Here is a 20,937-nt window from a genome sequence, read left to right on the forward strand (position 1 = left end):
TCTCCCGAGACGACGACCCGCCGCAGTGGATACGGACGGCGTCGTCACCCGGCGACGACCAGCACCGCCTCGATGGCCGTACAGGCGACGAGCGGAATCGAGAGGTTGTCGTCGATGACGTAGCCCGCGATTCGGGGTTTCACGCCGTCTGCCGCCGTCGCACCGAGTGCCCCGGCTACGGCCGCGACGGTGCCGGTGACGACGCCCGCCTCGGGAATCACGAACGGCGCTGCGAGCGCGAAACAGACGGTGAACATCGCCCCGAGCGTGGAGAGCGACTTCATCTCTCCGACCGGTGCGGACCCGAGCAGGCCGCTTATCGGGTCGCCGATGGTGAGCATGAGCATCCCGGGCACCGCGACGTGCGGTGCGAAGACGAGCGCGACGAACGTCTGACTGTACGTGTAGAGGGCGTAGCCTGCGACGTTGTCCTGTTCGTACTCACGGGTGAGTTCGTCGTAGATGCGCCAGTCGAGGCCACCGTAGAGGCGGAGGATTTCGAGGACGGTGACGACGGCCGACACGAAGACGAACAGATAGCCCAACGTCTGCCAGTCGACGATGCCGAGGATGTACAAAAGCGGCATCCCCGACCCGCTGGCGTGGACCAGTCGCCGTTTTATCTCGGCGGTACCCGGACGTGCCACGGGTCCATCAGGCCTCGACGACTTCGTTTGCGTCGAGGACGTCGTCGAACGACGTGGTGCCGGCGCGGAGGCCGACGAACGTCTCGACGAGGTCATCGACCGGGACGCGAACCTGCCGACCGGAGTCGCGTTCACGGATGGTCACCGTGGTGTCGCCCTCACTTTCGATGCCGTCACGGTCGATAGTGACGCAGAACGGCGTGCCGACTTCGTCCTGTCGGCGGTAGCGACGGCCGATGCTGCCGGAGTCGTCGTAGACGACGGCGAACCCGGCCGCTCGGAGTTCTTCGGCGACGTCGTCTGCGAGTTCGACGAGTTCGTCGACGTTGCTGACGAGGGGGAAGACGCCGACGTTCGTCGGCGCGACGGTGGGCGAAAGCGAGAGGAACGTCCGGTCTTCGCCGTCGACTTCGTCTCTCTCGTACGCGTGCGCGAGGAGTGTGTAGACCGTTCGGTCGACACCGAACGACGGTTCGACGACGTGCGGCGTGATGTGTTCGCCCGCTTCGGTCTGCGTCTCGACGGCGAAGTTCGCCACGTCGGTGTCGACGGTGACTTCCTCGCCGTCGATGTCGAGGGTGACTTCGTCGGCGTCGAAGGCGTCGGGGTCACGCTGTGCGAGCGTCTCCAGTGCGTCGGCCACGTCGCCGGCCTGCGCACCGAACTCGGGGCCGAGCGTCGCCATGTCCGGGTCGACGACAGCGCGTTCGACAGTCTTGGGTTCGTCGTACTGCTGGAAGACGGTGAAGTCGTCGTCGGCGTGTTCGGCGTGTTTCGACAGGTCGTAATCGCCGCGGTAGGCGAACCCGGCAATCTCTATCCAGTCGCCGTCGACTTCGCTCTCGGCGTCCCAACAGTCGGCGGCGTAGTGGGCGAGTTCGCCGGGGAGGTGCTGTCGGAAGCGGAACCGCTCCATGTCGACGCCGACGTCTTCGTACCACTCCTGTGCGATACCGAGGAAGTACCCAATCCACCCGTTGGCGACGATACCCTCTTCGACTGCGTCGCCGATGGTGGTGTCGACGTAGTCGCCGTCGTCGGCCTGTTGTTCGGTCGCCGGGTAGAGACGAACCTCGATGTCCTCGACCGACGAGAGGTCCGGTTCGTCGCGTTCGGGGTCGATGAACTGCTCTAACTCCGCCTGCGTGAACTCGCGGGTGCGGACGATGTTCTTCCGCGGGCTAATCTCGTTGCGGTAGGCACGGCCAATCTGCGTCACGCCGAACGGCAGGCGATTGCGTGCGTACTCTTTGATGCGCGGGAACTCGACGAAGATACCCTGTGCCGTCTCCGGGCGGAGATAGCCGGGGGACTTCGACCCGGGACCGATGTTCGTCGCGAACATGAGGTTGAACTCCTCGACGGACTGGCCGGCGAGTTCGGCACCGCAGTTCGGGCAGACGAGACCGAGGTCGGAAATCTTTTCTGCGGCCTCTTCGGGCGAGAGCGTCTCCGCGTCTTCCAGCGGGGAGTTGTCCTCGATGAGGTGGTCTGCGCGGTGGGACTCACCACACTCTGCACACTCGACGAGCATGTCGTCGAAGCCATCGAGGTGACCCGACGCCTCGAAGACGGGTTCGGGCATGATGGTCGGGGCTTCGATTTCGAGGTTCCCCTCTTGGACGGCAAAGCGGTCACGCCACGCCTCTTCGACGTTCGACTTCAGCGCCGCACCCTGTGGGCCGTAGGTGTAAAAGCCGCCGACGCCACCGTAGGCTTCCGACGAACCGAAGAAGAATCCGCGGCGCTTTGCCAGTTCCGCGAGTGCGGCGGACTCTGCGCCCTCACTCATACAGTGCCTCCAGTAGGTTGATGTCGCGGACGATGCCGACGAGTTCGTCACCGCTCATGAGCGGAATCTGTTCGATGTCCTCGCGAATCATCATCTGCGCGGCGTCCTTGGCGTTGACGCGCGTCGAGACGGTTTCGATGTCGGCGGTCATGAACTTCGAGACTGGTTCGGCCGGAATCTCGACGTTCCGCGTGGGGATGTAGCGGTTGCCGACTGCCTTGATGCCTTCCCACATCCACTTGTCGTCCTGATTGGCGACGGAGTCGCCCGTCTCCGCTTCGCCTTCGACGACGCGAGCGACTTCGATGATGTCGACTTCCGTGACGATGCCTGCCAGCGACGCCTCGTCGTCGAGGACGACGGCGTACGGGACGTTCGCGTAGTAGATTTCGCGTTCGACGATTGGGAGGGGAACCCCGATGTACGTCGTGTTCACGTCGCGAGAGGCGAGTTCACCGACCGGCGTCTCGCCGTCGATGTCGCCGCGAGCGATGGCACGAATCGCGTCGGTGACGGTCAGAATCCCCTCGATGGTGTCGCCTTCGACGACGGGGAGACGGCGTGCGCCTTCCGAAACCATCTTCGCTGCGGCGGTTTCGAGTTCGTCGTCGGCGCTCACGGTCGGTACTTCGCGGACGAGCACTGCGAGTTGGTCTTCGTCCGGGTGCTTGATGAGGTCCTCTCGGGAGATGAGGCCGCGGTACGTCGCGCCGTCGTCGGTCTCTTTGACGACGGGAACGGACGAGAAGCCACGCTCTTGGAGGTACTCCAGAACGTCGTCGCGCGTGCCCGGAAGGGACACAGTCACGACCTCCTCACCGGGTGTCATCGCGTCGGCTACTTTCATACCCCCGCTTTCATCCCGCCGCCTAATGTACTCTGCGAACGCTCTCGGCTCGCTGACACACACCGTCCGGTGGAAAATAATCGAGTTGTGACCGGAGTCGCTACGCGTCGGTGTCGTCGTCTTCGTCTGCTGCGGCGTCGCCGTCTTCCGATTCGTCGTCGACGTTCGGGGCGTACCGCCGGATTGCGTCGAGGTTCGGGAAGAATTTGTCCGGGTCGTCGTGTTCGACGACGCCGACGACGGTTCCGTCGAGTTTCTGAAGGTAACTGAACATCTGACCGCGTTCGATTGCCGTCGTCGCGCAGTTGAGTGCTGTCCGCTGTTCCCACGCACCAGCGACGAAGACGGCGGTTTCGATGTCCGGCGCGAGCAGAGCGGTCACCATGTAGACGAGTCCGTCGTTCTCTGCCCGGTAGACTTCGTACTCGGGGAACGACGACTGCTCGAAGAGTTCGGACACTTCTTCGGCCTTGTCACCGGGAACGACGTAGGCGATACCGAACGTCTCCTCGTCGCCCTCCAGGTCACCGGGGCCGAACGTGCCGGTGCTCCCGGCGGCGATACGGACGGTCTCCCACCCCTCTTCTTCGTACTCGTCGGCCAACGCAGTCATGTCGTCGAGGGTCGCACCCCACGCTTCGCGGCGCCGGTCTGCACTGCTCGCGATACGTTCGGCGTTAGACACCTCTTCGTCTCCGAACTCGACCATATCTGTGGTGGACGACGGATATGGTAAAAGGCATCGAACCACAGGAACGGGCGACGCGTCAGTAGTTGATTGCGAAGACGACTTCCATCACGAACGAGGTGGCGAGGATACAGACCGCCGCGAGGAAGAGTTTCACACCGCTCGACGGTCGCTCGTTCGGTTCCGGGCGGAGCGTCGGTGGCAACACCGAATCGAGGAGTCCACCGACGAGCTTCTCGATACCGACCGGTTCGTCGTCACCGGAGAACAGACCGCCCCCGCGCCCACCTTTCCACGCCGCTTTCGGGCGGAGTTTCAACGAGGCGTACGCGAGCATGGTGAATCCGAGGAAGAACATGAGCCACTTCGCCCCCGGCAATCCACCGCCGAGGGCGGCGCTCACGAGTGCGGTGAGTACGAACACCACGCCGGTGAGGACGACGGCGTAGACCACCGCGTCGATGGTTTTGATACCGATTCGGCGTGGGTCGAACTCCATCACTTACTGGACGAGCGTTTCGAAGACGGTGGCCGGTTCGTCGTACCTCTCTTCGTGGCGGTGGCAGAGACTCATCCGGCCCCGGTCGCCGACGTCGAGTTGGTCGGGACGCTCGCTGTCACAGACGCTGCCGAACTCTTCACGGAGATACGCCCGTGCGGCGTCTTCGTCGCCGTTTTCGGCGTAGTCGGCGGCCTCACGCAGGTGGTCCATGACCGACACCGGTACGTCGAGTTCGCCGAAGAGTTCGGCGAGTGTCTCGTTCATCCCCGACTGGATGGTTTCGCGGCCGAGGAGCTTTCGGACGCGGTCGGACAGCGACGGTTCGACGCGCGAGCGCTCACGAAGCACTTCGCGGAACACTTCGATGCGTTCCCAGACGTCGTCGTCGAGGTTGGTGTACGCATCGGGGCGAATCTTCACCGGACAGCGCGTCGAGAACGGACATCCTGCCGGCGGGTCGCGCGGACTCGGCGGCGTCCCACGGAGGGTGATTCGGTCGCGTGCGACTGTCGGGTCCGGTTCGGGAATCGACGACAGGAGTGCGTGCGTGTACGGGTTGGCCGGCGACTCGAACATCTCGTCTGCCGGGCCAATCTCCATGATGTTGCCGAGGTACATCACCGCGACGCGGTCACAGATGTGCCGAACGACCGCCAGGTCGTGGGCGATAAAGAGGTAGGTGAGACCGAACTCGTTTTGCAGGTCTTCGAGCAGGTTGAGAATCTTCGCCTGCACACTCACGTCGAGTGCCGACACCGGTTCGTCGAGGATGACGAAGTCGGGTTCGAGTGCGAGCGCACGGGCGATGCCGATACGCTGGCGCTGACCACCTGAGAACTGGTGTGGGTAGCGGTAGTAGTGTTCTTCCTGCAGACCGACCGTCTCGAGGAGTTCGCGGACGCGCCGTCGGCGTTCGTCCGGCGTGTTCCACTCGTGGACGTCGAGCGGTTCGCGGATGATTTCACCGACGGTCATCCGTTCGTTGAGGCTCGAATCGGGGTCCTGGAACACCATCTGCACGTCGTTGCGGAACTGCTTGAGGTCCGCACCCGACAGCGTCGTGATGTCCGTGCCGTTGAGTTTGACCTCGCCCGCAGTGGCCTCTTCGAGACGCATCAGCGTTCGACCGAGCGTGGACTTCCCACACCCGGACTCACCGACGAGACCCAGCGTCTCGCCGCGCTTGATTTCGAACGATACGCCATCGACAGCCTTCACCGGGTTACTGCTGAGCAGGCCGCCGTCCTCGTAGTAGGTCTTGAGGTCGTCGACTTCGAGGAGCGTCTCTTGAGTCTCGTGGGTCATCTCTGCTTCTTCAGTGGACGTCGTACTCATCGCTGGTCACCTCCGTTCGCTTCGCGTTCGCGGTGAACCGTCACCGCTTCCTTCGTCGAAACCCCTTCGGGATAGAGGAGACACGCCGCCTCGTGTTGCGTCGAGTCGTCGCCGACGTTGACCGGAACCGGATGGACGGTGTCACACTCTGCGAACGCCTTGGGACACCGCGGGGCGAACCGACAGTAGGTCGGTTTCTCGTTCGGCGTCGGCACGTCGCCTTCGATGGTCGAGAGACGACCATCCTCTTCGAGTCCCTGTCCGGGGATGGAGTTGAGCAGTCCCTGCGTGTAGGGGTGCTTCGGTGACTCGAACAGTTCTATGACGGGCGCGCTCTCGACGATTTCGCCCGCGTACATCACGTTGACACGGTCTGCAACCTCCGCGATGACACCCATGTCGTGGGTGATGAACATAATCGCGAGGTCACGCTCTTCTTGGAGTTCTTCGAGGAGTTCCAGAATCTGCGCCTGGATGGTCACGTCGAGTGCCGTCGTCGGTTCGTCACAGATGAGCAGTTCGGGGTCGCACGCGAGCGCCATCGCGATGACGGCACGCTGGCGCATCCCGCCAGAGAACTGGTGGGGATACTCGCGAATACGGCGGTGGGCGTCCGGGATACCGACTGCTTCGAGTAGTTCGATTGCCTCCTGTGTCGCTTTTCTCCCGCTCAGTCCGCGGTGCAGACGAAGCGCTTCCTTGATTTGGTTTCCGACGGTGTAGACCGGGTTCAGACTCGTCAGGGGGTCCTGGAACACCATCGCGATGCTGCCACCACGGATGGAGCGCATCTGCTTCGGCGACTTCTCGAGCAGGTCCTCGCCGTCGTACATGATGCGGCCGTTCTCGATGCGTCCCGGATTCTCGATGAGACGCATAATCGAGCGGGCCGTGACGGACTTGCCGGACCCCGACTCGCCGACGATACCGACCGTCTCACCGCGATAGATGTCGAACGAGACGCCGTCGACGGCGCGGATGACTTCCTTGTCGGTGTAGAACGAGGTTCGAACGTTCTCGACCGACAGAATCGGCTCGCCGCGTTGGCGGCTTTCGGTCTGTTGGTTGGCGCTCATGCGCCACCTCCCGTCGCTGCGGCCTCGTCACCGGTGTCGGCCTGTGGGTCGATGGCGTCGCGGATACCGTCACCGAACGCGTTGAGACCCGTCACGACGAGCGTGATGAGGAGGCCGGGAATCAGCGAGATGTGCCACGAGGGACTCGCGACGTACTGCTGGCCGTTGGCGATGAGTCGTCCCCATTCGGGCGTCGGCGGCGCGATACCGAGACCGAGATACGAGAGTCCGGCGACGCTGATGATGATACCACCGAGGCTGAGCGAGGCGTAGATGAGCATGTAACTGAACACGTACGGAGCCATGTGCTTGCGCATGACCTGTCCGGGCGTCTGGCCGAACGACTTCGCGGCGTCTATCCAGTCCTCTTCGGAGACCTGGAAGGCTGGACCACGTATCGACCGCCAGATGAACGGCCAGTAGACCAGACTGAAGATGATGATTATCAGTATGGCCCCGTCATACAGGTCTTTCAACCACGTTCCTTGGAAGATGACGAGCATCAAGATGAGGACCATGATGACCGGCAGTGCCTGTATCGAGTCACTCGCCAGCACGATTGCGAGGTCGGCCAGTCCCTTGTAGTAGGCCGTCACCATCGCCAGTACGAGTCCGATGATGCCCGCGATGCCGATAGAGAGGGTGGCGATAGTCAGCGATATCCGTGCCCCGTAGACGACCTGTGTGAAGAGGTCCTTCCCGTTTGTCGCTGTCCCGAACGGGTGGAACCGCCCGAAGTCGTCGTACGACATCGGCCCGACGTTTCTGTCGCCAGCGCCTTTCGAACTCGACCCGAGGTTGGCTTCACCGACGAGGACCGTCTCGACGGTTTCCGTCTCTCCGTCCCAGTAGCTGACCTCGTAGTCGTAGGGCTGGAGGATGTTCTGCTCCATGGTCGTCGGCCCGATCGTGGGCGCGAACACTGCCATCACGACGAAGATGACGACGATGGCGAGGCCGAACTTCCCCCACGAGTGCCGGCGGAAGCGGTTGACCACGTCGTCACGTGGCGTCCAATCGGCGCGCCGGTAGTAGCGGCGGTAGCGTTTGTAGCCGTTCCAGAGCCACGCGAGGAAGGCCGCGGCGTATGCGTAGATGAGGACGAGGCGAATCGCCCACGCCGTCGCCGGCGACAGTCCGAGGAAAGTCCCGACGTACTGTGACCCGTCCCAGTAGCCCTGGTTCGAGATGACCTCACGCGAGAGGAGTGTCGGAATCGTGCCCAAGAAGTCCTGGAGAGACGCGATTGTGGCCATCCCGGCGTCACCGGGGAAGAGGCCGACGATGGCGCCGACTGCTGCCGCGATAACCTGGAGAATCGCACCGAACTCGACGCCGACGAGGACGACACCGACGGCGGCCCAGACGAGCGCAGGTTGTGGGTTCTCAGCGATGCGTTGACGGAATGGAATTTCGTTTTCAGTCTGTGTGCTCACTGTGATTCACCCCTCGTACCCGACGCGCGGGTCGATGACTGTGTACAGGAAGTCCTGTAAGATGTTCGTGCCGACCAGGATGAGGATGAAGATGTACATCAGCGTCCCGATGAGCGGCAAGTCGCCGTTGATGGCTGCGTTGAAGAACAGCCACCCGAGGCCGTTGATAGCGAAGACGGTTTCGACGAAGACGGACCCACCGAGCAGCAAGAACGCTTCACCCGTGATGATGGGAACGAGTGGGATGAGCGCGTTCCGGAAGATGTGCTTCCAGACGAGCGTCCGTCCGGGCACACCTTTCGCACGGGCCGTCTCGACGTAGTTCGAGTTGATGGTCTCGAGGACGGCCGTCCGTCCGATACGCATCTCGTTACCCATCGAGGCGGACCCGAGAACCAGTGCTGCGGGCGCAATCTGCTTCGTGGCCTTCATGAACGAATTCAACCACCCCCCGGGGTCAGCGAGGAACGACTGAAGTGGGTCTTGGAAGAACCCGAGCGCCGGTGGCGTGACGACGTTCGTCTTCACAATCCACGTCTGCCACGTGAACAGCCCGTTGGTCCACTGCCCAGTCTGTGAGAGCGCAGTGACGAGCATAATCGCTAGCCAGAAGTTCGGCATCGCACGCCAGACGATTCCGCCGAACGACGCGACGTAATCGGACAGCGTGTTCGGGTTCAGTCCGGCGTAGAAGCCGAGCGGAATCCCGACGAACAGAGCGATGAGCACCGACCAGAAGCCGAGCCAAATCGTCCGGGGGGCGTAGACCGAGATGAGTTCGTACGCCGTCGTCCCGGGTGCGATGACCCACGACTGGCCGAGTTGGAAGGTAAAGAGTCGGTACATGAAGTCGAAGTACTGACTCCAGAGTGGTTGGTTCAATCCGAGGTTCTGTCTGATTTGTTCAGCTGCCTCTGGGTTGTACTGTGTCCCCAAAATCGCTGAAACGGGGTCGAGGGGCCCAAGGCGAATGAGCGCAAACGTGATTGTCGTCCCGAAGATGACGACAGGAATCGACATCAGTACCCTGCGAAGGAAGTACTGCCATCGACTCATGACGACACCTCGCAGACCGTTCGAGCGGACATTATTGTAAGGGTTTAATGAGTGGGATGGATATGTCTTGCGCTTCTCCGGTTCAATGTCGCACTTTCACCACATGTACCGGCTGAATCTTACAGATACCGGTGACTAATTGAACGCTTGTAAAAATGTTTTCAGCGCTCTGTTGGCGAGGACGCGCGAAGGCGTCCGTCGTCGTGCTTACCGGTTGAGCGTGACGTTGTTCAGCTTCTGGCGGCTCGGACCCATGCCACCGAACGGCTCGATGTTGACGGTGTCGTACCAGAACGTCTCGTCCTTGCGGTTGTAGATGTTGAGCATCGCAACGTCCTCCCAGTTCGCCTCCTCGATCTCGACGTAGGCCTCGTCACGGATAGCCTGCGCATCGTCGGTCGGCGAGGGGTTGCTCTGGACGCGCGAGTAGGCGTCGGCCGCCTTCTGTGCGGCGTCGCCAGTCTCGGTGTTCCAGTTGAGGTACGAGATGGGGTCGTTCGACGGAACTTCCGTCTGCGGCGGGTTGAGAAGCTGCAGGAAGTTGTCCGGCGCCGGCCAGTCAGCGATCCAGCCGAGGGTGTAGGCTTCGAGCTCACCGTTGCGGCCGCGCTGGAGGAGCGTCGAGAAGTCTGCCTTCTCAATCTGCATGTCGACGTGGGCGGATGCGAGCTGGTCACGCAGGATGGTGGCCATCTCTTCCCAGGTCGTCGAGTCGTACTGGGTCCACTGGACCTCGAACTTGTTGTCCGGACCGTAGCCAGCCTCTTCCATGACCTCACGGGCTGCCTGGATGTCGGTCTCGCCGACACCGTACGGGTAGTCGGACTCGATCTTGTCGCTCGCTGCCGTTGCGCCACCTGGGTAGATGGTCGGCGGCGTGAAGATGTACGCCGGGGAACCGCGGCCCTTGAACACGTCTTCGACCATCCGGTCTTGGTTCAGGACGTAGGCGAACGCCTGACGGACCGGCTTCGGGACCTTCGACATGTTGAAGCCGACGTAGAAGATGGACAGGGTCGGGACGCCGACGTAGTTGACGGTCTTGCCGTTGCGGACCGGGCCGTACTTACCGATTTCACGGCCGAACTCGTCGGTGTTCTCCACCTGGACCTTTGCCGGGTCGTACTGCGCGGTGGGCAGACCGAAGTAGTCTGCGTTCTCGTTCATCGCGTAGTTGTACGCGGCGGTGTCGTCCTCGATGACCTGCCAGCGGACGTTGTCGACCTGTGCGACGTCGCCGTAGTAGTCATCGTACTTGCTGACGGCCGCTGCGGTACCCTTCTCCCAGAAGGCGAACTCGAACGGACCGGAGCCAATCGGGTTCTCGCTGGCGAACTCCGTGTACTCCATCTCGCCGTCGTACCCTTCGACGTCGCCGACGATGCCTTCCGGCAGGGCGGCGAACGAGGTGTAGGCGAACATCTCGAGCGTGTCGTGGAACGGCTCTGCGAGGTTGACGACGAGCTCGTTCTCGCTCGCGGCTTCGACGCCGAGCGAACCAGGGACGTAGCCATCGTCGTTCGTCTCGTGTTCCACACCGATGGAGCTGAGGATGAAGTACGCACGACGGCTGTTCTCGGACGCAGCGAGGCGTTCCCACGCGTAGACGAAGTCAGACGCCGTGACGGGGCGACCGTCGTGGTAGGTGGCGTCTTCGAGCTCGAACGTGTAGGTCCGGAAGTCCTCGGAGACCGTATAGTCCGCGGCGAGTTCGTTCTCGACCGTCGGAAGACCGTCCGGGTAGGACATCAGACAGTCGAACATCTGCTGAATGACGATACCGGACGCCGTGTCCGTCGCCGCGACAGGGTCGAACGTCGTGATGGTACCCGTGCTGATGCGCTGGAAGATGGATCCGGACAGTTCGGTTCCGGACTGCTCTTCTTCCGTCGTCTCGGCTTCGGTCGTGGTATCTTCGCCACCCGAGTCTTCGGTAGTCGTGGTGTCTTCACCGTCACCGCCGCCGGTACACCCGGCGAGAGCAGCGGCCGTTGCGGCCCCACCCGTTGCCTTCAGGAAACGACGACGCGAGAGTTTGTTAGTGTCTGGCATTCGGACCAATCTTCCCATTCCTTGTGGATAAACTTACCGTATTCGATTTGTTTGATATAGTATGATCCTGAAGGGGTGTAGTTCAGTACCCAAATGGTGAATTATGCCGTGAGAACTGCTCAAACAAACATTTTATTTTTTAAGCCAGTTTCTCAGACAACAGGATGGTGTGTGAGTGGCTGGCGTGCCTGCCATTTCGGTCCACTTATATATGGGTGTCACTACGTATCATACATGACGCCGGATGCGAAGGCTTCCGTCGACGACTCGGGCGCCGAGGTTATGGCCTCGGTGGACAGCACCCAGACGGGCCAGCGTCTTATTATCGCGGACATCTCCCGCGACGACGCCTGGCTCGCGGCCGACGTAGCCAACGCACTCGCCCTCGACGACTGGCGATAACCGCTCCGGACCTGCTTTTCGACTCGGTCTGTCTGCCGCGTGGCGGACGAGACCGTTTACATTTTAGTTCGACTCGCTCGTGGTACGTTGCATGAACGCTCGAGCGGTGACAGTCAGCGAGGAGTATCTCGCACGACTCGAACACGGTGCGGACTGGCGCGAGGAAATCGAAGAGTTCTGTGCGCGGAAGGGTATCGAGTCCGCGTGGTTCAACGCGATGGGAGCGGTTCAGGACGCCGAAATCTGGTTCTACGACCAAGACGACCAGGAGTACCAATCTGTCACGTTCGACGAACCGCTCGAAGTCGCTGCGTGCGTCGGCAACGTCTCGCTCCTCGACGGCGAACCGTTCGCACACACCCACGCGGTGCTCTCACGACGGAGTGGCCAGTCACTGGCGGGCCACCTCGACTCGGCAACCGTCTTCGCCGGCGAGGTGAACCTCCGCGTCTTCGACGAACCCCTCGAACGCGCCCACGACGAGGTAACCGACCTGGACCTCTGGCTCTAACCCGTGCGACAAGAGGACGAGCGCTACTTCGCGCGCATCGAAGACCGTCTGGACGAAGCCTTCGAACTGGCACGCGCCGCGAAGGCGCAAGGGCACGACCCGAAGACCGACGTCGAGATTCCGGTCGCCAAGGACATGGCCGACCGTGTCGAGAACATTCTCGGTATCGACGGCGTCGCCGAACGGGTCCGCGAACTCGAAGGCCAGATGTCACGCGAAGAGGCCGCGCTCGAACTCGTGACCGACTTCGTCGACGGCAACGTCGGTGATTACGACTCCCGCGAGGGCAAAGTCGAGGGGGCGGTTCGCACCGCCGTCGCCCTCCTCACCGAAGGTGTGGTCGCCGCCCCAATCGAGGGTATCGACCGCGTCGAGATTCTCAAAAACGACGACGGCACCGAGTTCGTCAACGTCTACTACGCTGGCCCGATTCGCTCGGCGGGTGGGACCGCACAGGCGCTCTCCGTGCTCGTCGCCGACTACGCCCGGTCGCTCCTCGACATCGACGAGTACAAGACGCGAAACGACGAGGCCGAACGCTACGTCGAGGAGATAAATCTCTACGACAAAGAGACGGGTCTCCAGTACTCGCCGAAAGACAAAGAGACCCGCTTCATCGCCGAGAACATGCCCATCATGCTCGACGGCGAGGCGACGGGCGACGAGGAAGTCTCGGGATACCGTGACCTCGAACGCGTCGATACCAACTCCGCACGCGGTGGGATGTGTCTCGTCATGGCCGAGGGTATCGCGCTCAAGGCCCCGAAGATTCAGCGCTACACTCGCCAACTCGACGAAGTCGACTGGCCGTGGTTACAGGACCTCATCGACGGGACCATCGGCAAAGACGACGGCGACGCCGCGCCCGACGAAGACGCGGCCGACGACGAGGAATCCACGGCCGACGAAGACGAGGCCGACACCGAGGGAGACGCGTCCGAACCGGAAGGCTCCGTCCGCGTCGAACCCGCGACGAAGTTCCTGCGTGACCTCATCGCCGGTCGGCCCGTCTTCGGTCACCCCTCCGCACCCGGCGGATTCCGTCTCCGATACGGCCGTGCCCGAAATCACGGCTTCGCAACCGCGGGCGTCCATCCCGCGACGATGCACATCGTGGACGACTTCATCGCCACCGGGACCCAGTTAAAGACCGAACGACCGGGGAAGGCAGGCGGTGTCGTCCCCGTCGACTCCATCGACGGGCCGACGGTCAGACTCGCCAACGGCGACGTCCGCCGCATCGACGACCCCGAAGAAGCCGAAGAACTGCAGAACGGTGTCGAGAAGATTCTGGACCTCGGCGAATATCTCGTCAACTTCGGCGAGTTCGTCGAGAACAACCACCCACTTGCACCCGCCTCCTACGTCTTCGAGTGGTGGATTCAGGACTTCGAAGCGACCGACGCCAACGCCCAGGCACTCAGAGATGACCCGACTATCGACCTCGAAGACCCGGGTGTCGAACTGGCACTCGACTGGGCAACCGAGTACGATGCACCCCTGCATCCGAAGTTCACGTATCTCTGGCACGACATCTCAGTCGAGCGATTCGACGCGCTGGCCGACGCTGTCGCCGCCGGTGACCTCGCCGCCGCCGAGACAGACGGCGGGGCAGGCGTGGGCGTCGGTGCCGACAACGAACCGGAACGCGGTGACGCCGGCACGCTCGTCCTCGAAAACACGCCCGAAATCCGGGAGGCACTCGAACACCTCCTCGTCGCACACCGACAGACCGACGAGACGCTTCGCATCCCCGTCTGGCGACCGCTCGCGCGTAGTCTCGGTCTCACCGACGACCGGGAACGGACGTGGGAACTCGACGATTTGTCTGCCCGTGCCCGCAACTGGGACGACGGCGACAACGCAATCGAAGCGGTCAACGAAGTCGCCCCGTTCACCGTCCGAGAGCGCGCCCCGACGCGAATCGGCAACCGGATGGGTCGCCCGGAGAAGTCCGAGCGCCGTGACCTCTCGCCGGCGGTCCACACGCTCTTTCCCATCGGCGAGGCTGGTGGCAGTCAGCGCGACGTCGGTGACGCCGCACGCGACTTCGGCGACTCCGGAAAACGCGGCCACGTCTCGGTCCGTGTCGGCAAGCGAAAGTGCCCCGACTGCAACGCCTTCGGGTTCAAACCCAAGTGTGTCAACTGTGGCGCGCACACCGAACCCCACTACGAGTGTGACGACTGTGGCACCGTCGTCGAACCCGACGAGTCGGGGCGCGTCTACTGTGACCGCTGTGAGTGGGAAGTCGAGAGCGTCGAGTGGCAGGACATCGACCTGAACACCGAGTACCGAAGCGCACTCGAGAACGTCGGCGAACGCGAGTCCTCGTTCAAGATTCTGAAGGGCGTCAAGGGACTCACCTCCTCGAACAAGACGCCCGAACCAATCGAGAAGGGCGTCCTCCGAGCGAAACACGACGTCTCGTCGTTCAAAGACGGAACGGTCCGCTACGACATGACCGACCTGCCCGTCACGTCAGTCAGACCAGAAGAACTCGACGTGACGGCCGAACACTTCCGCGAACTCGGCTACGAGACGGACATCGACGGCGAACCGCTCCGCTTCGACGACCAACTGGTCGAACTCAAAGTCCAGGACATCGTCCTCTCGAACGGCGCGGCCAAGCACATGATGCAGACGGCGAACTTCGTCGACGACCTGTTGACGAAGTTCTACGGTCTCGACCCGTTCTACCAGATGGACGAACGCGACGACCTTATCGGCGAACTCGTCTTCGGGATGGCACCCCACACCTCTGCGGCAGTCGTCGGGCGCGTCGTCGGATTCACGACGGCTGCGGTTGGATATGCGCATCCGTACTTCCACGCCGCGAAACGCCGGAATTGTTTCCACCCCGAGACGGAAGTTTGGTATCAGGACGAAACCGGGGACTGGCACTTCGACGACGTTCAGACACTGGTCGAACGTCGCCTCGACAACCCCGTGACGGACGACTTCGGCACGCTGGTACAGGAACTCGACGGCGACGTGTACGTTCCTTCACTATCGAGGGATGGCCAAGAGACGTACAAACCGGTCGAAGCAGTCTCGAAGCACGTTGCACCCGACCAACTCGTTCGGGTCGAGACTCGTGCTGGGAGAGAGTTGACTGTCACACCCGACCACACGATGATTCGGGCGACTGGTGACCAACTCGAACGCATTTCGGCACACGAACTCAGTGAGGGCGACGCTGTTCCGTCACCGAAGTCGGTCGACATCGAAGCAGACCCGGTTGAGTACGACCTGCTCGCTGAGTTCTTGACTGGCGGTTCGATTCCTGCGGAGGACCTGATGGTTCGTGGTCTCGGAAAGGAGCATATTCAGGCGCTCTTCGACCAAAACACGGCCGGTTCGAGCTACCTGAAACCGGTCGCTGAATTACTCGACTGCAGTGACTCGACGGTCTACAACTGGGTCTCTCGTGACAGTATACCTGCCTCGGTATTCGTTGAACTCCTCGGTGATGTCGATGCTGTCGTGGAGACGCTCCCAAGTGACATCTCCCTCGGTGTTCGTCGTGACACCGCAACTATGTCCAGAACGCTCGAAATAGGCGAGAAATTCGGAACTGTTCTGGGGTACTATGCTGCGGAGGGATTCACGAGAGCAGAATCGGGGAGTTTCTATCAGACGACTATCTGTACCCCCGACGAAGTCGCTCGTGACCACATCTCTGAAACGTTGTCCGAGACGCTAGGAATCGAGGCCTTTGACGAGAACGAGTGGAAACTCACAGTGTCGAGTCGTCTCGTCGAATCTCTATTCACGGACGTTCTTGGACTCGGTTCGCAGGCGAAGGACAAGCAGATTCCGAACGACGTTCTGTGCGGACCCAAGTCTGTTCTTCGTTCGTTCTTGGCGGCGTACTTCTCGGGCGATGGCAGCGCGTCTGCAGACCGCATCGAAATCCGTGCACACACTGTGAGTGACGCCTTCAAAAACGACCTCGTCGCTGCGCTCAAGCGATTTGGAATCGCCTCCAAGGCGTACTCTGAACGTCGGGTCCCACAGACGGGGGCAATCGCAGAGTTCTACGAGACCGTTCCAGAGTTCGACACGTGGGTTCTCAAAGTCACGTCGGAGAATGCAGTCCGGTTTGCCGACGAAATCGGGTTCCACCTCCCCCGGAAAGAGGAGACGCTGACGAACGCAATCGACAGTATCGACGTTCGGAGTCAACGACTCTTCAGTGACGGCGGTGACACGTGGCTCGACGAAGTCGTCTCCGTCGAGTACGTCGAAAGCGACGTCGAACACACGTACTCGCTGACTGTCGAGGAGACGAACTCGCTCGTCGCACACGACCTCTACGTCGGGCAATGCGACGGGGACGAAGACTGTGTCATGCTCCTCATGGACGGCCTGCTCAACTTCTCGAAAGAGTTCCTCCCGGACAAACGCGGTGGGCAGATGGACGCCCCACTCGTGATGTCCTCGCGCATCGACCCCTCGGAAATCGACGACGAGGCGCACAACATGGACATCGTCCGGCAGTATCCCCGTGAGTTCTACGAGGCCACCCTCCGGATGGAAGACGCGGACGACTGGGAAGAGGAAGTCACCATCGCCGAGGAGTTCCTCGGCACCGACCGCGAGTACACTGGATTCGACCACACCCACGACACGACGGACATCGCCGCCGGCCCGGACCTCTCTGCGTACAAGACGCTCGGGTCGATGATGGACAAGATGGACGCACAACTCTTCCTCGCACGGAAACTCCGCGCCGTCGACGAGACGGACGTCGCCGAACGCGTCATCGAGGGCCACTTCCTGCCGGACCTCATCGGGAACCTCCGTGCGTTCTCCAGACAGGAGACGCGGTGTCTCGATTGCGGCGAGAAGTACCGCCGGATGCCGCTCACGAGCGAGTGCCGCGAGTGCGGGGGCCGGGTGAACCTCACGGTGCACCAAGGCAGTGTGAACAAGTACATGGGCGTCGCCATCGAGGTGGCAGAGGAGTTCAACTGCCGAGACTACACCAAACAGCGCCTCGAGGTGCTCGAAAAGAGTCTCGAATCCATCTTCGAGAACGATAAGAACAAACAGTCTGGCATCGCGGACTTCATGTAGCAACTCGACGCTCGATTGCACCAGAGCAGTCAATTTTCTGCCGCCCCCAACTCGTGGAACCCCTCTGCGGCGACGACGTACACCGCACCGCCGAGGGGAACCATGCCGGAGACACCTCGTAATAGCTGGTCTTCGACTTTCACTTCTGGAGTACGATACTCCCAAAGCTCCATGTTTTCCTGAATGTCGTACGTTCGTGCCCATCCTCGTACACTAGTGACTAATATTTGTCCGGCGCGCGCGTGGGGGGTGCCACCAAACGTCGCGGTTTCGCTCCCGTCGTCACGGGTCAGAACCGCGGTTTCGCCGCCACGAGCGACGTAGAGCTCGTCGTCGGCGACGACCGGGGTATCGACGCCTGCCGCCCGGCACAGTTCGGTTCCGTCGTCGGCGAGTGTGCCTGCAGTTCGTCGACGGTGAGGTGGGCGGTTCACCGCCCCGAATGCGCGGAGGAGGGCACGCCGTGTCGTGTGCGGAGAAATGTATCGAAAACACCACAGACCGGTACGTGTCTTGTCGTCGCCCTCGTGAGCGAGGTTCGTACCTCGCTCGACATTCTATATCGCGCTATTTGGTTTATTACTTATATTGGGCGTGGTGCAGTGACTCCCTGTCGCTGCGACTGGCCATTCGATTTTACGGTGATGCGTGCCTATTGTTCACACATGGCTACCGAGACCAAGCCGACAGTCGGGATGACGGTGTACGCGGAGGATGGGACGGAAATCGGTCACATCCGCGGGTTCGACGAGGACGGCTTTTACGTCACGACTCGCGAGGGGTTCGCCGCGATGTCCATCGAACACGAACGCGCTGGCCACGAGTTCGGGGAGGCGGAGTTGATGTGGCGGTGCAGCGAGTGTGGCGAGATGGGGGATATCGAGACTCTCCCCGACCAGTGTCCCAACTGTGGCACTGAGCGCGAGAACATCTACTACTGGACCGAAGACTGAACGGCACAGAGAGAAGACTGAGTCGCCCGCGAGACTCACCGATTTTTATCGCCCGACGAGAACCTGTAGCCATGCGAATCCTCGTCTTCGGCGCGGGTAGCCTCGGAACCCTCGTCGGCGGCCTTCTCGCCGCTGTCCACGACGTGACGCTCGTCGGCCGAAAGCGACACGTCGCCCGCGTCTCGAAGACTGGCCTCGACATCGTCGGTGTCGAGTCCGGTCACGTCACACCCACGGCGACGACGACTGAAACCGGTCACGACGCCGACCTCGCGCTCGTCACCGTCAAATCGTTCGACACACAGGCGGCCGCCGAAGCGCTCGCAGCGTGTGACGTCGACGCCGTGCTCTCACTCCAAAACGGCCTCACCGAGGAGATTCTCGACTCTCACCTCGACGTGCCCGTACTCGCCGGAACCGCGACGTACGGTGCTCGACTCGTCGCCCCGGGCCGGGTCGAGTGTACGGGAATCGGCCGCGTCGTCCTCGGTGCGCTCGACGGCGGCACGTCACCGCTCGCCGAACGCACCGGAAAGGCGTTCCGTGACGCAGATATCAACACGCTCGTCGCCTCGAATATGCCACGTCGCCGGTGGGAGAAACTCGCAGTCAACGCCGGCATCAACGCCGTCACCGCACTCGCGCGGGTCGAAAACGGTGCCCTCGCGTCCGACGAGGCCCACGACATCGCACACCGTGCCGCCCGCGAGACTGCTCGCGTCGCCCGATTAGAAGGGGTGAATCTCCCGAACCGTGTCGCTCGCGAGGCTATCGACCGGGTCGTCGCGCAGACGGCAGCGAACCGCTCGTCGATGTTGCAGGACGTCGAAGCGGGGAAGCGAACCGAAGTGGACGCGATACACGGCGCAGTCGTGGAGACGGCCGCGAAACACGGACACGAGGTACCGACGAACCGGACGCTCGCGGCACTCTTGCGGGCGTGGGAACGCGGTGAAGGTGTGCGGTGAAACGCGGCGAAGGATGCAGTAAGACGGCCGAAATCGGCTATTCCAGGTATCCCAGGTCCCGGAGTCGCTCCTGTGCCTCGTCGTCCATCTGGTCGACGGAGTCGTCCGACACGTCGGTATCGAGCGCGTCGGTCCACGCACCGCCGATGGCGTCTTCGAACGTCGAGAGTGCCGCTTCCGTCTCGGCGATGGCTTCGTCGTCCGATTCCGCGAGGTTCTCCGTCTCGTCGGGGTCGGTGTCGAGTCGGTAGGCTTCGTCCGGGATGCGGTCGATACGGGTGTACTTGGCATCGACACGCCGGGCAGACCGCATCCGGGAGTAGTACCGGGAGTCTTCGGGGAGGGTGATTCCTGCACTGGACGCTTTTTCTTCCAGTTGCTTGAGTTCGACCACGGGACGCGAGTACTCGACGAACGCGTACTCGCCGTCGTGGTGCTGGCCGGGGTCCGCATCGCTCACGTCGGCGAATTCGCGGTAGTCCGCAGAGAGCAGCGACCGGGTCCGGTCGAGTGCGACGGCGTCGTCACCGGGACTGGCGGGGTCACCGCCTTCGACGCCGAGCGAGTTGAGGACGGTGTGATAGAGGTCCACGAGTTCCACCTGGTCGTCTCGTCGGCCAGTGTCGAGCGCCGGGTGTTTGACCATGAGCGGAACGTTGATGAGTGGGTCGTACAGGCCGAATTCGTGGCCGTAGAGGCCGTGTTCGCCGTGGAGTTCGCCGTGGTCGGCACAGACGACGACCATGGTGTCGTCCCACTGGTCGGTCTCTTTCAGATGGTCGAACAGACGGGTGAGTTGGTCGTCGATGTGGGCGATTTCGGCGTCGTAGAGGCCGCGAATGTCCGCCCACTCCTCGTCGTCTATCTCGTAGGCGCCCGCGTTGTACTCCTTGGAGTTCTGGCACACCGCGGACGAATCGACGCCCGGCGCGAACCGTTCTGCGTACTCCTCGGGCGGGTGGTACGGGAGGTGCGCGTCCATGAGGTTGATGAACGCGAAGAACTGGTCGGCGTCGTCGACGAAGTCGATGGTCTGGTCGATGACCGCGGGCGTCTTCGAGTCGGCACCCTCACCGCCGGCGAGATACTCGTGGGCGGTGTTGCCGAGACTGACGAGTTTGTCGGCGAGTGCGCGGAGGGTGTCGCTGTCGTTCATCGTCTGCCACGCCTTCGCGAGTGGGCCGGAGAGGAAGTCACCCGGCATCACCTCGAAGAAGTTGTCCTGTTCTTCGAACCCGTCGGTCAGGTGCGTATACGGCGTAATCCACGCGTTCGAAGAGTAACACGCGGTGTCGTATCCGGCCGCCGAGAGCGTCTCGGCGAGCGTCGTCGCCCCATCGAGGTAGGGGTTCTCCTGGTCGGCACCGTGCTGACTCGGGTACATGCCCGTAAAGAGCGATGCGTGAACCGGGAGCGTCCACGGCGCGGGTGCAACAGCCTGTTCGAAGACGGCCGCCTCCTCCGCGAATCGTTCGAGGCCCGGCGTCGTCTCACGGTCGTAACCGTACGGCGTGAGGTGGTCCTTCCGGACCGTGTCCATGACGACGAAGAGAACGTTCTCGGGCGACTCGGCAGTCATACCCGTTGGTG

Annotated in this window: 17 protein-coding genes; 5 read left to right on the top strand and 12 right to left on the bottom strand. The window is 62.2% G+C overall.

The genetic code is table 11. The features are described 5' to 3' along the window. Positions 1 to 44 precede the first annotated feature (44 nt). The 10 genes from ACK3R5_RS15600 to ACK3R5_RS15645 all read right to left on the bottom strand — a co-directional run bounded on the left by ACK3R5_RS15600 (position 45) and on the right by ACK3R5_RS15645 (position 11,431). Positions 45 to 647, bottom strand: a complete 603-nt coding sequence (locus ACK3R5_RS15600) for a dolichol kinase (protein ID WP_411967617.1) — start codon at positions 645 to 647, stop codon at positions 45 to 47. Positions 648 to 654: 7 nt separating this feature from the next. Continuing rightward, complete coding sequence (glyS, locus tag ACK3R5_RS15605; RefSeq protein ID WP_411967618.1) at positions 655 to 2,439, bottom strand: glycine--tRNA ligase; 1,785 nt, start codon at positions 2,437 to 2,439, stop codon at positions 655 to 657. Continuing rightward, complete coding sequence (locus ACK3R5_RS15610; protein WP_411964961.1) at positions 2,432 to 3,286, bottom strand: CBS domain-containing protein; 855 nt, start codon at positions 3,284 to 3,286, stop codon at positions 2,432 to 2,434. The genes glyS and ACK3R5_RS15610 overlap by 8 nt, the downstream gene beginning before the upstream one ends. A gap of 100 nt (positions 3,287 to 3,386) precedes the next feature. Beyond that, the gene (locus ACK3R5_RS15615; RefSeq protein WP_411967619.1) at positions 3,387 to 3,995 is read right to left on the bottom strand and encodes a hypothetical protein; all 609 of its coding nucleotides are present in this window, start codon (positions 3,993 to 3,995) and stop codon (positions 3,387 to 3,389) included. A 58-nt stretch (positions 3,996 to 4,053) separates the two neighbouring features. Continuing rightward, entirely contained in the window at positions 4,054 to 4,473 is a 420-nt protein-coding gene (locus tag ACK3R5_RS15620; protein ID WP_411964963.1) for a hypothetical protein, read from the bottom strand. A 3-nt stretch (positions 4,474 to 4,476) separates the two neighbouring features. Further along, complete coding sequence (locus ACK3R5_RS15625; protein WP_411964964.1) at positions 4,477 to 5,811, bottom strand: ABC transporter ATP-binding protein; 1,335 nt, start codon at positions 5,809 to 5,811, stop codon at positions 4,477 to 4,479. Further along, positions 5,808 to 6,887, bottom strand: coding sequence for an ABC transporter ATP-binding protein (locus ACK3R5_RS15630; protein WP_411964965.1), 1,080 nt, complete (start codon positions 6,885 to 6,887; stop codon positions 5,808 to 5,810). The genes ACK3R5_RS15625 and ACK3R5_RS15630 overlap by 4 nt, the downstream gene beginning before the upstream one ends. Next, positions 6,884 to 8,323 carry an ABC transporter permease gene (locus ACK3R5_RS15635; RefSeq protein WP_411964966.1) on the bottom strand — a complete coding sequence of 480 codons (1,440 nt, stop codon included), beginning with the start codon at positions 8,321 to 8,323 and terminating at the stop codon, positions 6,884 to 6,886. Before ACK3R5_RS15635 ends, ACK3R5_RS15630 begins: the two co-directional genes overlap by 4 nt. 6 nt (positions 8,324 to 8,329) lie before the next feature. Further along, positions 8,330 to 9,379, bottom strand: a complete 1,050-nt coding sequence (locus ACK3R5_RS15640; protein WP_411964967.1) for an ABC transporter permease — start codon at positions 9,377 to 9,379, stop codon at positions 8,330 to 8,332. A gap of 207 nt (positions 9,380 to 9,586) precedes the next feature. After that, the gene (locus ACK3R5_RS15645) at positions 9,587 to 11,431 is read right to left on the bottom strand and encodes an ABC transporter substrate-binding protein (RefSeq protein WP_411964968.1); all 1,845 of its coding nucleotides are present in this window, start codon (positions 11,429 to 11,431) and stop codon (positions 9,587 to 9,589) included. A gap of 234 nt (positions 11,432 to 11,665) precedes the next feature. Between ACK3R5_RS15645 and ACK3R5_RS15650 the strand changes: the two genes are divergently transcribed. The 3 genes from ACK3R5_RS15650 (at position 11,666) to ACK3R5_RS15660 (ending at position 17,426) form a co-directional block, all read left to right on the top strand. After that, the gene (locus tag ACK3R5_RS15650; protein WP_411964969.1) at positions 11,666 to 11,833 is read left to right on the top strand and encodes a hypothetical protein; all 168 of its coding nucleotides are present in this window, start codon (positions 11,666 to 11,668) and stop codon (positions 11,831 to 11,833) included. A gap of 91 nt (positions 11,834 to 11,924) precedes the next feature. After that, entirely contained in the window at positions 11,925 to 12,344 is a 420-nt protein-coding gene (locus ACK3R5_RS15655; protein ID WP_411964970.1) for a PPC domain-containing DNA-binding protein, read from the top strand. 3 nt (positions 12,345 to 12,347) lie between these two features. Further along, positions 12,348 to 17,426: a DNA polymerase II large subunit gene (locus tag ACK3R5_RS15660; protein WP_411967620.1), complete on the top strand. Its 5,079-nt coding sequence runs from the start codon at positions 12,348 to 12,350 to the stop codon at positions 17,424 to 17,426. Positions 17,427 to 17,455: 29 nt separating this feature from the next. Here ACK3R5_RS15660 and ACK3R5_RS15665 read toward each other — a convergent pair whose 3' ends face one another. Further along, positions 17,456 to 17,860, bottom strand: coding sequence for a hypothetical protein (locus ACK3R5_RS15665; RefSeq protein WP_411967621.1), 405 nt, complete (start codon positions 17,858 to 17,860; stop codon positions 17,456 to 17,458). Between the two features lie 231 nt (positions 17,861 to 18,091). Here ACK3R5_RS15665 and ACK3R5_RS15670 point away from each other — a divergent pair, with 231 nt between their 5' ends. Together ACK3R5_RS15670 and ACK3R5_RS15675 are read left to right on the top strand one after the other, a co-directional pair. After that, on the top strand, positions 18,092 to 18,379 hold the full coding sequence (locus ACK3R5_RS15670) for a rubredoxin-like domain-containing protein (RefSeq protein ID WP_411964972.1): 288 nt from the start codon (positions 18,092 to 18,094) through the stop codon (positions 18,377 to 18,379). A 71-nt stretch (positions 18,380 to 18,450) separates the two neighbouring features. Then, the gene (locus ACK3R5_RS15675; protein ID WP_411967622.1) at positions 18,451 to 19,347 is read left to right on the top strand and encodes a ketopantoate reductase family protein; all 897 of its coding nucleotides are present in this window, start codon (positions 18,451 to 18,453) and stop codon (positions 19,345 to 19,347) included. Between the two features lie 37 nt (positions 19,348 to 19,384). On the opposite strand, the gene ACK3R5_RS15680 is transcribed toward ACK3R5_RS15675, so the two are convergent. After that, positions 19,385 to 20,926 carry a sulfatase gene (locus ACK3R5_RS15680; protein WP_411967623.1) on the bottom strand — a complete coding sequence of 514 codons (1,542 nt, stop codon included), beginning with the start codon at positions 20,924 to 20,926 and terminating at the stop codon, positions 19,385 to 19,387. Positions 20,927 to 20,937: the final 11 nt, after the last annotated feature.

The sequence above is a fragment of the Haloferax sp. YSSS75 genome (assembly GCF_046764215.1).
Classification (GTDB): domain Archaea; phylum Halobacteriota; class Halobacteria; order Halobacteriales; family Haloferacaceae; genus Haloferax.

Excerpts from the sequence above, each read along its gene's own strand:
- ACK3R5_RS15610 (WP_411964961.1), bottom strand. The coding sequence starts at position 3,286 with ATGAAAGTAGCCGACGCGATGACACCCGGTGAGGAGGTCGTGACTGTG.
- glyS (WP_411967618.1), bottom strand. The coding sequence starts at position 2,439 with ATGAGTGAGGGCGCAGAGTCCGCCGCACTCGCGGAACTGGCAAAGCGC.
- ACK3R5_RS15650 (WP_411964969.1), top strand. The coding sequence starts at position 11,666 with ATGACGCCGGATGCGAAGGCTTCCGTCGACGACTCGGGCGCCGAGGTT.
- ACK3R5_RS15670 (WP_411964972.1), top strand. The coding sequence starts at position 18,092 with ATGGCTACCGAGACCAAGCCGACAGTCGGGATGACGGTGTACGCGGAG.
- ACK3R5_RS15630 (WP_411964965.1), bottom strand. The coding sequence starts at position 6,887 with ATGAGCGCCAACCAACAGACCGAAAGCCGCCAACGCGGCGAGCCGATT.
- ACK3R5_RS15680 (WP_411967623.1), bottom strand. The coding sequence starts at position 20,926 with ATGACTGCCGAGTCGCCCGAGAACGTTCTCTTCGTCGTCATGGACACG.
- ACK3R5_RS15620 (WP_411964963.1), bottom strand. The coding sequence starts at position 4,473 with ATGGAGTTCGACCCACGCCGAATCGGTATCAAAACCATCGACGCGGTG.
- ACK3R5_RS15675 (WP_411967622.1), top strand. The coding sequence starts at position 18,451 with ATGCGAATCCTCGTCTTCGGCGCGGGTAGCCTCGGAACCCTCGTCGGC.
- ACK3R5_RS15640 (WP_411964967.1), bottom strand. The coding sequence starts at position 9,379 with ATGAGTCGATGGCAGTACTTCCTTCGCAGGGTACTGATGTCGATTCCT.
- ACK3R5_RS15625 (WP_411964964.1), bottom strand. The coding sequence starts at position 5,811 with ATGAGTACGACGTCCACTGAAGAAGCAGAGATGACCCACGAGACTCAA.
- ACK3R5_RS15655 (WP_411964970.1), top strand. The coding sequence starts at position 11,925 with ATGAACGCTCGAGCGGTGACAGTCAGCGAGGAGTATCTCGCACGACTC.
- ACK3R5_RS15645 (WP_411964968.1), bottom strand. The coding sequence starts at position 11,431 with ATGCCAGACACTAACAAACTCTCGCGTCGTCGTTTCCTGAAGGCAACG.
- ACK3R5_RS15615 (WP_411967619.1), bottom strand. The coding sequence starts at position 3,995 with ATGGTCGAGTTCGGAGACGAAGAGGTGTCTAACGCCGAACGTATCGCG.